The sequence below is a fragment of the Pseudomonas sp. NPDC089534 genome (assembly GCF_044749305.1).
Classification (GTDB): domain Bacteria; phylum Pseudomonadota; class Gammaproteobacteria; order Pseudomonadales; family Pseudomonadaceae; genus Aquipseudomonas; species Aquipseudomonas ekonensis.
In genome coordinates this window covers 1-12,566 of record NZ_JBIVHR010000063.1, presented here as the reverse complement: position 1 = coordinate 12,566, position 12,566 = coordinate 1, and the positions used below count along the sequence as shown (strand labels likewise).

The 12,566-nt window shown below is 66.2% G+C and carries 12 protein-coding genes; 7 read left to right on the top strand and 5 right to left on the bottom strand.

Annotation, left to right across the window (positions count from 1 at the left end; genetic code table 11):
- Positions 1-162: 162 nt before the first annotated feature.
- The 3 genes from ACIP0B_RS18975 to ACIP0B_RS18965 all read right to left on the bottom strand — a co-directional run bounded on the left by ACIP0B_RS18975 (position 163) and on the right by ACIP0B_RS18965 (position 3,350).
- Positions 163-636 (bottom strand): LEA type 2 family protein, encoded by a 474-nt coding sequence (locus ACIP0B_RS18975; protein WP_400834943.1) that lies wholly within the window; start codon positions 634-636, stop codon positions 163-165.
- A 72-nt stretch (positions 637-708) separates the two neighbouring features.
- Positions 709-2,175: a nucleobase:cation symporter-2 family protein gene (locus ACIP0B_RS18970; RefSeq protein ID WP_400834940.1), complete on the bottom strand. Its 1,467-nt coding sequence runs from the start codon at positions 2,173-2,175 to the stop codon at positions 709-711.
- Positions 2,176-2,456: 281 nt separating this feature from the next.
- Positions 2,457-3,350: a LysR family transcriptional regulator gene (locus ACIP0B_RS18965; RefSeq protein WP_400834937.1), complete on the bottom strand. Its 894-nt coding sequence runs from the start codon at positions 3,348-3,350 to the stop codon at positions 2,457-2,459.
- A gap of 99 nt (positions 3,351-3,449) precedes the next feature.
- On the opposite strand from ACIP0B_RS18965, the gene ACIP0B_RS18960 reads away from it, so the two are divergent.
- The 7 genes from ACIP0B_RS18960 (at position 3,450) to ACIP0B_RS18930 (ending at position 9,481) form a co-directional block, all read left to right on the top strand.
- Positions 3,450-4,541, top strand: a complete 1,092-nt coding sequence (locus tag ACIP0B_RS18960; protein ID WP_400834934.1) for a polyamine ABC transporter substrate-binding protein — start codon at positions 3,450-3,452, stop codon at positions 4,539-4,541.
- A gap of 15 nt (positions 4,542-4,556) precedes the next feature.
- Positions 4,557-5,516 (top strand): agmatinase, encoded by a 960-nt coding sequence (speB, locus tag ACIP0B_RS18955; protein WP_400834931.1) that lies wholly within the window; start codon positions 4,557-4,559, stop codon positions 5,514-5,516.
- Positions 5,517-5,820: 304 nt separating this feature from the next.
- Positions 5,821-6,537, top strand: coding sequence for a helix-turn-helix transcriptional regulator (locus ACIP0B_RS18950; protein ID WP_400834928.1), 717 nt, complete (start codon positions 5,821-5,823; stop codon positions 6,535-6,537).
- A 52-nt stretch (positions 6,538-6,589) separates the two neighbouring features.
- Complete coding sequence (locus ACIP0B_RS18945) at positions 6,590-6,925, top strand: nuclear transport factor 2 family protein (RefSeq protein ID WP_400834925.1); 336 nt, start codon at positions 6,590-6,592, stop codon at positions 6,923-6,925.
- Positions 6,926-6,947: 22 nt separating this feature from the next.
- Complete coding sequence (zapE, locus tag ACIP0B_RS18940) at positions 6,948-8,066, top strand: cell division protein ZapE (protein ID WP_400834922.1); 1,119 nt, start codon at positions 6,948-6,950, stop codon at positions 8,064-8,066.
- Positions 8,067-8,083: 17 nt separating this feature from the next.
- On the top strand, positions 8,084-8,665 hold the full coding sequence (locus ACIP0B_RS18935) for a DinB family protein (RefSeq protein ID WP_400834919.1): 582 nt from the start codon (positions 8,084-8,086) through the stop codon (positions 8,663-8,665).
- A gap of 318 nt (positions 8,666-8,983) precedes the next feature.
- The gene (locus tag ACIP0B_RS18930; RefSeq protein WP_400834916.1) at positions 8,984-9,481 is read left to right on the top strand and encodes a GNAT family N-acetyltransferase; all 498 of its coding nucleotides are present in this window, start codon (positions 8,984-8,986) and stop codon (positions 9,479-9,481) included.
- 84 nt (positions 9,482-9,565) lie between these two features.
- Here the strand turns inward: ACIP0B_RS18930 and ACIP0B_RS18925 are convergent, their stop codons facing one another.
- Both ACIP0B_RS18925 and ACIP0B_RS18920 read right to left on the bottom strand, forming a co-directional pair.
- Positions 9,566-9,775, bottom strand: coding sequence for a hypothetical protein (locus ACIP0B_RS18925; RefSeq protein ID WP_400834913.1), 210 nt, complete (start codon positions 9,773-9,775; stop codon positions 9,566-9,568).
- Between the two features lie 252 nt (positions 9,776-10,027).
- Complete coding sequence (locus ACIP0B_RS18920) at positions 10,028-12,274, bottom strand: TonB-dependent siderophore receptor (protein WP_400834910.1); 2,247 nt, start codon at positions 12,272-12,274, stop codon at positions 10,028-10,030.
- Between the last annotated feature and the right edge of the window lie 292 nt (positions 12,275-12,566).

Here is a 12,566-nt window from a genome sequence, read left to right as displayed (position 1 = left end):
CAGCCTGCTGGCGATGGCGTCAGTCAAAACGGCGCAAAACCCGGCCAGCAGGCCCCCACAATGGTTGGCGGTGACCACAGATTTTGCGTTCACTCTGAATCCCTGTGGGAGCCAGCCTGCTGGCGATGGCGTCAGTCAAAACGGCGCAGAACCCGGCCAGCGTCACCAGGTGGCGGCGCTGGCCCTGGGCAGGCTGAGCTTGCCGCGGTCGGTGAAGCGCATTGTGCCGAACGCGCCGCCCGCCAGTTTGCCCCGCAGCACGTAAGGCAGGTTGTCGAGGTTCTGCGCCTGGCTCAGGCCCAGGGTCTGGCGCAGCACCGAGAACGCCGAAACGCTCACCGGCACGCTGACCACCGCCTCGGAGAACCGCGGGATCGAGCCGGCCTGGTCGCTCACCCCCGAGGCCAGCGGATGGCCGTTGACCTCAAGATCCAGCGCGATGCCGTTGTAGTCGATGGCGGTCTCGTTGGGGTTCTGCACCCGCAGCTTGAGGGCGAAGCGCATTTCCAGATCCTGGCTGGGCAGCGGTTCGAGGCCGACCACGTTGATGTTCACCGGATCGCGGGAGGGAAACAGCGCACAGGCGCTGAGGGACAGCAGGAGCAGGGACAGCAGCAGGGCGGGGAGACGGCGCATGGGGCGTGCTCTCGATGAAGAAAAGGGCCGGACCGCCAACGGTCCGGCCCTTTGATTGTGCGGCGGTCCGGCTCAGCGGTTCAACGGTGCGACCGCAGGCGGCTGCGCAGGTTCAGCCTTGGCCGGCATTTCCGGGTTTTCCATGACTTGCAGGATAGACGCCTCCGGGTCGAAGTCGTCCTCTTCCAGTTCGATGAACTCTTCCGGCAGGAAAATGTTCAGCACGATCGCGCACAGGGCGCCGACGGTGATCGGCGACTCGAAGATGTTGCGCAGGGCCTGCGGCAGTTCGCGCAGCACTTCCGGCACGGCGGCGATGCCCAGGCCCATGCCCACCGAGATGGCCACGATCAGCATGTTGCACCGGTGCAGCCCGGCCTCGGCGAGGATCTTGATCCCGGCCACGGCCACGGTGCCGAACATCACCAGCTCGGCGCCGCCCAGTACCGGTTTTGGCATCAGTTGCAGCACCGCGCCGATCATCGGGAACAGGCCCAGCAGCACCAGCAGGCCGGCGATGAAGAACGCCACGTAGCGGCTGGCCACACCGGTGAGTTGGATCACCCCGTTGTTCTGGGCGAAGGTCACCATCGGCATGCTGTTGAACACCGCCGCCATGGCCGAGTTGAGGCCGTCGGCAAGCAGTCCCGACTTGATCCGGCGGATGTACAGCGGGCCCTTGACCGGCTGGCGCGAGATCATCGAGTTGGCCGTCAGGTCGCCGGCGGCCTCCAGCGGCGACACCAGGAAAATCACCGCCACCGGCACGAACGCCACCCAGTCGAAGTTGAAGCCGTACTTGAACGGCACGGGAATGCTGACCGCCGGCACCTGCGGCAGGTCGGCGAAGTCCACCTGGCCCGTCAGCCACGCCACCACGTAGCCGAGGGTCAGGCCGATGACGATGGCGCCCAGGCGCAGGAACGGCACGTCGACCCGGTTCAGCACCACGATGGTGCCCAGCACCAGCGCCGCCAGGAACACATGGCTGGCCGCCCCCAGGTCCGGCGCGCCGAAGCCGCCGGCGATGTCGGTCATCGCCACCTTGATCAGCGACAGGCCCATCAGGGTAATGATGGTGCCGGTGACCACCGGGGTGATCAGCATGCGCAACTTGCCGATGAACTGGCTCAGCACCACTTCGATGAACGCGGCGAAGAAACACACGCCGAAGATCGTCGACAGGATCTCGTCGGTGCCGCCGCCCCGGGCCTTGACCATGAAGCCTGCGCTGAGGATCACGCTGATGAACGAGAAGCTGGTGCCTTGCAGGCACAGCAGCCCAGAGCCCACCGGGCCGAAGCGCCGGGCCTGGACGAAGGTGCCGAGGCCGGAGACGAACAGCGCCATGCTGATCAGGTACGGGATTTCGCTGTGCAGGCCCAGGGCGCTGCCCATGATCAGGGTCGGGGTGATGATGCCGACGAAGCTGGCCAGCACGTGCTGCAGGGCGGCGAACACCGTGGCGGTGAAGTCCGGACGGTCGTTGAGGCCGTAGATCAGGTCGTTGTTGCGCGGGGCTTTTTCGGAGACGGTCATGGTGGTGTGCGCGCCGCAAGGCGCAGCCGGGTCAGAAAATGGGTGCGCAGGATGCCGGAAGCGGGCGGCGAGGGCAACGCAATAAAATTGCCTGAAAGGTCAGGTTTTACGGCCTGAATGAACGGTTGTGGCGAGGGAGCTTGTTGTGGCGAGGGAGCTTGCTCCCGCTGGGCTGCGCAGCGGCCCCAGCCTTTTTAGGGCCGCTGCGCGCCCCAGCGGGAGCAAGCTCCCTCGCCACAACATCTCCCCCCACCACAGCAATTCCCTCACCACAAGGATATTCAGGCAAACGCCGCCAACAGATCCTCCTCGAACGCCTTCTGCGCGTCCCCCGGCGCCTGGGCCCGGTGCCGGGCCAGGTGAAACGCCACCTCAAAGCTCAATCTGCCTTCGCGCACCGTCCGCAGCAGGCCCTTGTCCACCCACTGGCGGGCGTAATGGTTCGGCAGGTAGCCGACGTGCTTGCCCGACAGAATGAACGCCAGCGTGCCTTCGACCTGCTCCGAGCGCGCCGAGCAGACCTGGCCCTGGAACGGCTCGTCGCTGCGCAGGAAACGGTACGGATGGTCGACCCGGTCACAGGCCTGCAATGCCGCGTCGTCCGGCGCATCGTCGGTGAACAGCGGATGGCCGGCGGCGCAGTACAGGTGCTGGGTCTCATGGAACAGTTCGCGGTAGTCGAACGCGGTCTGCACCTGGGAAAAGTAACCGATGGCCAGATCCAGCCGCTGCTGCAGCAGCAGGCGTTCCATTTCCCCCGGCATCGCGCTGATCAGTTCGATGCGCACCGCTTCGTCCCGTGCGCGAAAGCGCCGGATCGCCTCGGCCACCCGTTGCAGCACCGAGTGGTCAACCGCTTCGGACAGGCCCAGGCGCACCTCGCCGATCAGGCGCCCGGCCACGCCGTTGGATTCATGACGGAACGCTTCGATGGACTGGAACAGCGCGCGGGTCGCGGCCAGCAACCGCTCGCCCTTTGGCGTGAGGCTGAAGCCGGCCTTGCCGCGATTGCACACCCGGTAGCCCAGGCGCGTCTCAAGCTTGGCCATCTGCTGGCTGATGCTGGACTGGCTCAGGCCCAGTTCGCCTTGGGCGGCACTGAAACCGTTGCATTCGACCACACCGACGAACAGGCGCAGCAGTTGCAGATCCACGTCGTGGAGTTGACCGAGCATCACATTGTCTCCGGCTAATGTCAGGTTAACGAACTTGAGATTTTTGTAATGTATCCGCCGGCGCATCCTGCCACCACTCCCCACGGTCAGGTGTTCGTCATGGCTTCTGTGTTCAAACTGGGCTTGCCCGCGCTGTTGATCTCCGCTGTGTTCACGGCCCAGGCCGAGGACAAGACCCTCAACCTCTACAGCTGGGCCGACTACGTGGCGCCGCAGACCTTGCAGCGCTTCGAGCAGGAAACCGGCATCCATGTGCGCTACGACACGTTCGACACCACTGAGGTGCTGGAGACCAAGCTCCTGACCGGCGGCAGCGGCTACGACGTGGTCGTGCCGTCTTCCACCGTGCTGGCCCGCGGGCTGGCGGCGGGCGCCCTGAAGGAAATCCCCCGTGAGGGGCTCAAGGGCTACGCCAACCTCGATCCGGACCTGCTGGAGAAACTCGCGGCGGTGGATCCCGGCAACCGCTACGGCGTGCCCTACACCTGGGGCACCCTGGGGCTTGGGATGAACGTGGAGGCGGTCAAGAAGCGCCTGCCGGACGCGCCGCTCAACAGCCTGGATCTGCTGTTCAAGCCGGAATACGCCGGCAAGCTCAAGGACTGCGGCATCGCGATCCTGGATTCGCCGCAGGAAGTCATCGGCCTGGCCCTGCATTACCTGGGCAAGGATCCGTACAGCAGCGACAAGGCTGACCTGGCCGCCGCCGAAGCCCTGTTGCAGCGGTTGCAGCCGTCGGTGCTGTACGTCGCCACCGGCCGGCAGATCAACGACCTGGCCAACGGCAGCGTGTGCCTGGCGCTGACCTACAACGGCGACGCGGGCATGGCCGCCGACCAGGCGCGCAAGGCCGGCAAGCCGTTCGAGATCGCCTACCGCATCCCCCGTGAAGGCACGCTGGTGTGGCAGGACAACCTCGCCATCCCCAAGGACGCGCCGCACCCGGAGGCCGCCCGGGCCTTCATCGAGTTCATGCTGCGCCCCGAGTCCGTGGCGGCGCTGACCAACACCCTGTTCTTCGCCACCGCCAACCAGGCCGCCACGCCGCTGGTGGACGAGGCGGTGCGCAACGATCCGGACATCTATCCGCAGCCCGAGGTGCGTGAGCGCCTGTACGCCGACCGCAGCATGAGCCTCAAGGACATGCGCCAGCGCACCCGCCTGTGGACCGCTTTTCGCAGCCATCAATAAAAAAGGAGAGTCACCGTGGACGTGCCGATGCAAAACGATCAAGCCATCACCCGCGACAGCCTTTTCGGCACCGCCGCCGAAAGCACCTACGCCGGCATCACCAGCTTCATGCGCCGGCGCTACAGCCGCGACCTGCGCGGCGTGGACGTGGCCGTCAGCGGCGTGCCGTTCGACACCGCCACCAGCAACCGTCCGGGCGCCCGGTTCGGGCCACGGGGGATCCGTGCGGCGTCCGCCGGCATCGCCTGGGAGCGCCACTGGCCCTGGGCGTTCGACCCGTTCGATCATCTGGCGGTGATCGACTACGGCGACTGCGACTTCGATTACGGCGCGCCGCATTCCATCCCGGAAAGCATCGAGGCCCACGCCGAGCACATCCTTCAGAGCGGCAGCGCCATGCTCACCTTCGGCGGCGACCACTTCATCAGCTACCCGCTGCTCAAGGCCCATGCGCGCAAGCACGGCACGCTGTCGCTGATCCACTTCGACGCCCACAGCGACACCTGGCCGGACGAGGGCGGCAAGCGGGTCGACCACGGCACCATGTTCTGGCACGCGGCGCGGGAAGGGCTGGTGGATCCGGCGCGTTCGGTGCAGATCGGCCTGCGCACCACCAACGACGACCCTCAGGGCTTCCAGGTGCTGGATGCGCGGCAGGTGCACCGGCGCGGCTGCGAGGCCATCGTCGAGGCGATCCGCGCGCGGGTCGGCGACCATCCGGTGTACCTGACCTTCGACATCGACTGCCTCGACCCCGCGTTTGCGCCGGGCACCGGCACCCCGGTGTGCGGCGGCCTGAGCACGGTGCAGGCGCTGGAGATCCTCGGCGGCCTGCGCGGGATCAACCTGGTGGGGATGGACGTGGTGGAAGTGGCGCCGGCCTATGACCACGCCGAAGTCACGTCCCTGGCGGCGGCGACCCTGGCCATGGAAATGCTCTGCCTCTACGCGGCCCGGCATAAGGTCGATGCCTGAGGCAGGCCTGTCCCTGAGGGGCCTGGGCTGAAGCCATCGCCAGCTGGCTGGCTCCCACGGTACTGGCTGCACCACATAACCCATGCGGGAGCCACCTGTTTACCTGTGGGAGCCAGCCTGCTGGCGATGGCGTCGGTCCGGCCGACGCATTCATCGCCTGATGCACCGCTATCGCGGGCAAGTCGAGTCGTCGCACCGCCGCTCCCACAGGTTTTTTTGGGGCACGGGAATGCAGAGGCCTGCTGACAGAATCTGACAGTGCCCGGTGCTAAGCTTCGGCCATTTTCCGGATGGAGCCTGCACCGTGTCGCGTACCACCCGTTTACTGACCCTGCTGCAAGTGCTGCGCGGCAAGAAGCGCCCGGTGACGGCGGCGACGCTGGCGGCGGAGCTGGAGATCTCCGAGCGCACGCTGTACCGCGACATCGCCGAGCTCACCGCCCTCGGCGCACCGATCCAGGGCGAGGCCGGCATCGGCTACGTACTGCGCAGCGGCCTGTTCCTGCCGCCGCTGATGCTCAATGCCGATGAGACCGAAGCCATCGTCCTCGGCCTGCGCTACGTCGATCAGCGCGGCGACGAGGTGCTGAGCAAGGCCGCCGCCGACGCCCTGGCCAAGATCGCGGCGGTGCTCGACCCCAGGGCCCAGGAAGCCATGCGCAACCCCACGGTGATGCCGGGGCCTGCGGGTTACGGCTTTCCGCAGAACGTCGTGCCGCTGAACGTGCTGCGCCAAGCGATCCGCGAGCAAAGCAAACTGCGGATCGACTACGCCGACGCGCAGCAGATGCCCAGCCAGCGGCTGATCTGGCCGTTGGCGCTGGGCTTTCTCAACGAAGTGCGGATCCTCGTGGCCTGGTGCGAACTGCGCGGCGCCTACCGCACGTTCCGCACCGACCGGATCGCGGCCGCCACGGCCGCGGACGGGCGCTATCCGGGCCGGCGCAGCGACCTGCTGCGCACCTGGCAGCAGCAGATGCAACAGGACGAAACCCGGCGGTTCACTCCTGACAAGAATTGACGCAGGGCTGTTCTAGGATGGCGGCAGAACCACTCAACAAGGAGTTGCAACCATGTCCCATCCGACTCTGGCCCCGGCCATCGCCGGGTACATCAACGCAGCGAACGCCCGCGACACCACGCAGATCGCGAGCTTCTTCGCCGAGAACGCCAACGTCTTCGACGAAGGCCACCATCAGGTCGGCCCCCAGGCCATCGCCCACTGGATCGAGGACAGCGCCCGGCGCTACCAGCCCCGCGTCGAAGTGCTGGACGTGCAGCACCGCACCGGCAAGGTACTGGTGCACGGGCTGGTGTCCGGGGACTTCCCCGGCAGCCCGCAGCCGCTGCGCTACATGTTCCGTCTCGATGAGCAGGGCAAGATCGCCCGACTGGACATATCCCTGTAGCGCTCATGGCATACTGCCGCGCATGACTTTCGACTCCCCGCTCAGTGCCTGGCAGCAGGCCATCGAACACGACGGTTTCATCCAGGATGAAGCCCAGGAACATGCCGTCTTCGCACTGCAGAAGTGCCACGAGGCCTTGCACGCCGGTGCCCGTTCGGTCGCCGGCGTTTACTTGTGGGGCCCGGTCGGGCGCGGCAAGACCTGGCTGATGGACCGCTTCCACCAGAGCCTGCGGGTGCCGGCCCGGCGACAGCATTTCCATCACTTCATGGGCTGGGTGCACCAGCGCTCGTTCCAGTTGACCGGCATCGCCGACCCGCTGCGGGCGCTGGCCCGGGAGTTGGCGGCCGAGGTGCGGGTGCTGTGTTTCGACGAACTGTTCGTCAACGACATCGGCGACGCGATCATTCTGGGGCGGTTGTTTCAGGTGATGTTCGATGAAGGCGTGGTGGTGGTCTGCACCTCCAACCTGCCGCCGGACCAGCTGTACGCCGACGGCTTCAACCGCGACCGCTTCCTGCCCGCCATCGCCGCGATCCAGGCGCACATGCAAGTGGTCGCGGTGAACGGCGCCGAAGACCATCGCCTGCATCCCGGCGCGCACGCGCAACGCTATTGGGTCGCGGTGCCGGGGCAGGGCAGCGCCTTGGACGAGGTGTTCCGGGCGTTGACGGTCGGGCAGGCCTGCAGCGCCGAGCCGGTCGCCGTCGGTCACCGGAGCTTGCCGGTGGTGCAGGCCGGCGGTTCGGTGGTGTGGTGCCGTTACGCCGACCTCTGCGAGCAGCCGTTCGCCGCCATGGACTTCATCGCGCTGTGCGACAGCTACCGGGCTATTCTGTTGAGCGAGGTGCCGAACCTCAGCGCCAAGAAGCGCGAAGGCCGGATCGCCCGCGGCACCGAGGACGGCGCCGAACGGGTGGCGGCCGGCGACCGCGAACTGCCGCAGCTGTCGGTGCACGACGACGGCGTGCGCCGCTTCATCGCCCTGGTGGACGAGTGCTACGACCGCAAGGTGCCGCTGTACATCGAGGCGCAGGTGCCGATGGAGGCGCTGTACACCGAGGGCTATCTGGAATTCCCGTTCCGCCGCACCCTCAGCCGCCTGCAGGAGATGCAACTGCAACGCTTTGCCGAGACCTGAAGCGAGGAGGGCGCGCGATGACGCAGCCACTGTCCCACCACTTGCTGACCATGGCCTATCAGAACGCCTGGGCCAACCATCGCCTGGCCAAGGCCTGGAGTCGCCTCGACGCCGCGGAACTGACGGCGCCACGGGTGAGTTTCTTCCCGAGCATCCGCCGGACCCTCAATCACATCCTCATCTGCGACGGGTACTACGTGGATGCGCTGGAGCGCGAACTGCGCGGCGATGATCCGCATCCCGATTGTTATGCGTTCTTCGCGGTCGATGAGCCGTTTACCGAAGGGCAATCCCTGCGCCTTGAGCAGGCCCAGGTGGACCGGCGCCTGATCGCCTATTGCGAGCAACTGCGCGACGCCGATCTGGGCCGGGTGGTGACCATCGCCCGGGAGACGCCGCAGCACGACACCCGCCTGCGCCTGCTCTCGCACCTGTTCGAACACCAGATCCACCATCGCGGGCAAGTGCACGCCATGCTCAGCGGCACGTCGGTGGAGCCGCCGCAGCTGGACGAGTTTTTCTGCGCCGGCGAGTCGGCGCTGCGGGCCGAGGACTTCGCCGAACTGGGCTGGACCGAAGAGCTGATCTGGGGGCGCTGACCGCGACTGGCTGCGCAATGAAGGCGTTGGGTCAGGCACCGGGGATGTCGGATGTGGCGGCCCTATCGCTGGCAAGCCAGCTCCCACAAGGATCGTGGACATTCGCAGGATCAGCGGCCAGCGCAAAACCTGTGGGAGCTGGCTTGCCAGCGAAGGCGTCGGGTCAGCCGATACATTCATCCCCTGACACGTCGCCTGCGCAGCCCTCCGGGAGCCAGCCAATGTTTGTCTTGTCCCCCGTGCCGCCTCCACGTTATGGTCTCCAAGCCTTTCAACGCGCAAGACGCGCGCCGGGGCCCCGTGCGATCGAGGATGGAAATGGATTCCGCAGAAATTCTTGTGCTTCAAGCCAGCTATACCAATCCGGTGCATGCCGAGGCCATCGGTGTCGTGCTCAATCACTATGCCGAAGACCCGATGGGCGGCGGCCAGTCGCTCGCGCCCGACCTGCTGCGGCGCTTGCCTGAGGAGTTGGCCAAGCGGCCCCACGCCTTCAGCGTGCTCGCATTCGTCGGCGGCGAGCCGGCCGGGCTGGTGAACTGTTTCGAGGGGTTTTCCACGTTCGCCTGCAAACCGCTGGTCAACGTGCATGACGTGGCGGTGATGACGAAATTCCGCGGGAGGGGCCTGAGCCACAAGATGCTGCGCAAGGTCGAGGACATCGCCCGTCAGCGCGGCTGCTGCAAGATCACCCTCGAAGTGCTCGAAGGCAACGACGTGGCGAAGGCGTCCTATGCCAAGCTCGGGTTCGTGACCGGCACGCGGGATCCGTCGCAGGGGCCGATGCTGTTCTGGTCCAAATACCTGCAGGCATGAAAAAGGGCGCCCGATGGGCGCCCAACTGTCATCTGCGAAGCCAGAGCGCAGCCCTCGCAGGTCCATCGGTTCATCAGCCAGGCGTCAAGGACGGTAGGATTCGGTCACTTGCGCGGTCTGGTCGTCCGGAACCTTCAGCTCATCGGCCTGGGTTTGAGCCTGTTGCCCGGCGGCGTCCTGATGCACCGGGAAGTTCTGGTAGTAGTGCCTCATGCGCTCGGCGCCGCCTTCGGCAAAGACGCTGGCGGAACCCAAGGCGAGCAGTGCGGCGAGGATTGCGGTGGTGATTTTCATGGTGCCTCCCACTGTGAATGTCGGAGCCTTTCGTCCATGAATCGAGGTCTCGGCGCGCAGTGTCCGCCGGGGGCATTAACTAAGGGTTAACGGCTGCGGCAAGGCAGGTGCAGCCCCGTGGCGAGGGAGCTTGCTCCCGCTGGGCTGCGAAGCGGCCCCTTGCTGTTTTTGGGGGCCGCTGCGCGCCCCAGCGGGAGCAAGCTCCCTCGCCACAGCAGCCCCTCGACACAGCAACCGCTCATGTGCCTGGGGTCAGAGTTTCCAGTCCAGGCTCAGCGTCACCGTGCGCGGGTCGCCCCAGAACACGCCGTTGTAGAAGCCGACGTTGTCGTAGTATTTCTTGTCGAACAGGTTGTCGACGTTCAGCGACGCCGACAGGTGCCGGTCGAACTCGTAGCGCGACATCAGCTTGACCACGGTGTAGGCGTCCTGGCTGATCCGCGTGCGGCGCGTGACGATCTCGCCATCGGCGTCGCGTCCCACGGGGCGGTTGGCCTTGCCGTAGATGTCGCTCTGCCAGTTCACCGCGCCGCCCACCGTCAGCGCGTTCCAGTTGCCCGGCAGGCGATAGGCCGTGGACAGGCGGAACAGGTTCAGCGGCTGGTTGGTGTTGGTGCGCTGTTTCTCGCCGTCGGCGGAGTGGGTGTAGGTGTAGCCGGCGGTCAGGTTCCAGCCGTCCAGCACCTCGCCGGACACCTCCGCCTCGAACCCGCTGACCTTGTTGCCCTTGCCCCCGCTCTTGTAGAACTCTTCGCCGGTCTTCGGATCCGGCGGCACCGAATCGTCCACCTCGGCGACGTTGTCCTGCTTGCTCCAGAACAGCGCCGTGGCCAGGTTCAGGCGCTCGTCCAGCAGGCTGCCCTTGAGCCCCAGCTCGTAGTTGCTGCCCACCACCGGCTCCAGGTATTTGCGGTTGGCGTCGCGGTTGGTCTGCGGCTTGAAGATGTCGGTGTAGCTGACGTACACGGTGTATTCGGGCGTGATGTCGTACAGCAGCCCGGCGTAGGGCGTCCACTGGTCGTTGTGCTTCTGGCGGGTGGTTTCCACGGCCGTCACGTTCAGGTCGTCGCCGAAGGTGTTGCTGGTGCTCGATGACTCCCAACTGCCGTAACGGCTGCCGAGCACCGCATGCAGGCGGTCGGTGAGGCTCAGGCGGGTGGCCAGGTAGCCGGCCTTCTGCCGGGTATCGTCTTTGGATTCGGTGAGCCCGGTGACGGTGTCGGGGAACTTGGCGATGTCGCCCATGTACTTCCAGTCGCGGATGATGCCGTAGTCGTCCGACCGGGGGCCGGCGATCGCATAGGGCGAATCGGAGCGCCGCTCGGCCTCGCCGTACCCCAGCATCAGTTCGTGTTCGCGGCCCAGCAGCGTGTAGGGGCCGGAGACGTTGAAGTCATAGGCGGTCATCTTCTGCGTGCCGAGCATGTGCGAGGTGTAGGCCGTCATGCCGCTGCGATCCGCCTCGGGGAACCCGGCGCCGCCGTAGTAGACCTTGCCGTCGGTGTCGCTCTGGCGGTGGGTGTAGGCGGCCTTGAGGTGCCAGCCGTCGGCCAGCGCCTGGTCGAGGGTGGCGAACGCGGTCTTGTCCCTGATCGGCCAGGAGCTCCAGGACGTCGCCATGTTGGTGGAGCGGCCCAGGCCGGCCTTGCTGCCGTCGGCGTTCCAGTACGGCACGGTGCCCCAGGAGGTGCCTTGCACGTGCTTGTCCTGGTAGTCGTAGCCGACGGCCAGCACGGTGGAGTCGGTCAAGTCGGCTTCGAGGATGCCGTAGCCGACTTCCCGCTGCAGCGCGTACTTGTCGCGAAACGACTGGCTGTCGCGGTAGGCCAGCACGCTGCGCCCGCGCAGGCGCCCGTCGAACGCCAGCGGCCCGCCCACGTCCACGTAGCTGTAGTAGTCGTCGTAGCTGCCGCCGCTGACCCCGGCCTGGGCCTGCCATTGGGCGGTGGGGCGCTTGCGCACCATGTTGATGGTCGCCGACGGATCGCCTGCGCCGGTGGTCAGGCCGGTCGCGCCGCGCACCACCTCGATGCGGTCGTAGATGATCGTGTCCGAGTCCGACTTCATGAACGTGAAGGTGTTGAGCATGCCATCGACCTGGAAGTTATTGATCGAATAGCCGCGCGACGAATAACTGATCCGATCCGAGTCGTTGTGCTGCACCACGATGCCGGTGGTCTGGCTCATGGCCTCGGACAAGGTGCCGAGCTTGAAGTCGTCCATCTGCTGACGGGTGACCACCGACATCGATTGCGGGGTGTCCTTGATCGACAGGTTGAGCCGTGTCGCCGTGCTCATGGCGCCGGTGGTGTAGGCGCCGGTGTGTTCGGTGGTGCTGCCCAGGCCCTGGGCCGTGACGCTGGTGGCGGCCAACTCCAGGGCCGGCGCGTCGGCCTCCGGGCGCTTCTCGGCCTCGGTCTCGGCCAACAGATCCGGGCTCAGGGCAGCACTGCACAGGCCCAGGGTGAGGGTCATGGAACGGGTAATGGGCGCGAACATCGCAGCCGACTCCTTGTCATCGAGTGGAAAAATTCCGTTTGCTCAGAGACGAAGGGGAAGGGCGCGATTTAGGGCTAAACGAGAAATATTGTTATTTGAAGGGCCTGGACTTGAGGCCGGTGCTCACCGCCGGGCCGTGTGGGAGCCAGCCTGCTGGCGATGGCGGCGTGTCTGCCAGCATCGCATTCGACTGACCCACCGCTATCGCCAGCAGGCTGGCTCCCACAGGGTTTTGCGTCTGCTCAAAGGGCCGCGTCGGCCTTCAGCTCCAGGCTGTCCAGCACCCGGTTCA

What these genes read in the sequence shown, in the direction of transcription:
- ACIP0B_RS18975 (WP_400834943.1), bottom strand. Translation starts at nt 636, where the DNA reads ATGCGCCGTCTCCCCGCCCTGCTGCTGTCCCTGCTCCTGCTGTCCCTC.
- ACIP0B_RS18970 (WP_400834940.1), bottom strand. Translation starts at nt 2,175, where the DNA reads ATGACCGTCTCCGAAAAAGCCCCGCGCAACAACGACCTGATCTACGGC.
- ACIP0B_RS18965 (WP_400834937.1), bottom strand. Translation starts at nt 3,350, where the DNA reads ATGCTCGGTCAACTCCACGACGTGGATCTGCAACTGCTGCGCCTGTTC.
- ACIP0B_RS18960 (WP_400834934.1), top strand. Translation starts at nt 3,450, where the DNA reads ATGGCTTCTGTGTTCAAACTGGGCTTGCCCGCGCTGTTGATCTCCGCT.
- ACIP0B_RS18945 (WP_400834925.1), top strand. Translation starts at nt 6,590, where the DNA reads ATGTCCCATCCGACTCTGGCCCCGGCCATCGCCGGGTACATCAACGCA.
- zapE (WP_400834922.1), top strand. Translation starts at nt 6,948, where the DNA reads ATGACTTTCGACTCCCCGCTCAGTGCCTGGCAGCAGGCCATCGAACAC.
- ACIP0B_RS18935 (WP_400834919.1), top strand. Translation starts at nt 8,084, where the DNA reads ATGACGCAGCCACTGTCCCACCACTTGCTGACCATGGCCTATCAGAAC.
- ACIP0B_RS18930 (WP_400834916.1), top strand. Translation starts at nt 8,984, where the DNA reads ATGGATTCCGCAGAAATTCTTGTGCTTCAAGCCAGCTATACCAATCCG.
- ACIP0B_RS18925 (WP_400834913.1), bottom strand. Translation starts at nt 9,775, where the DNA reads ATGAAAATCACCACCGCAATCCTCGCCGCACTGCTCGCCTTGGGTTCC.
- ACIP0B_RS18920 (WP_400834910.1), bottom strand. Translation starts at nt 12,274, where the DNA reads ATGTTCGCGCCCATTACCCGTTCCATGACCCTCACCCTGGGCCTGTGC.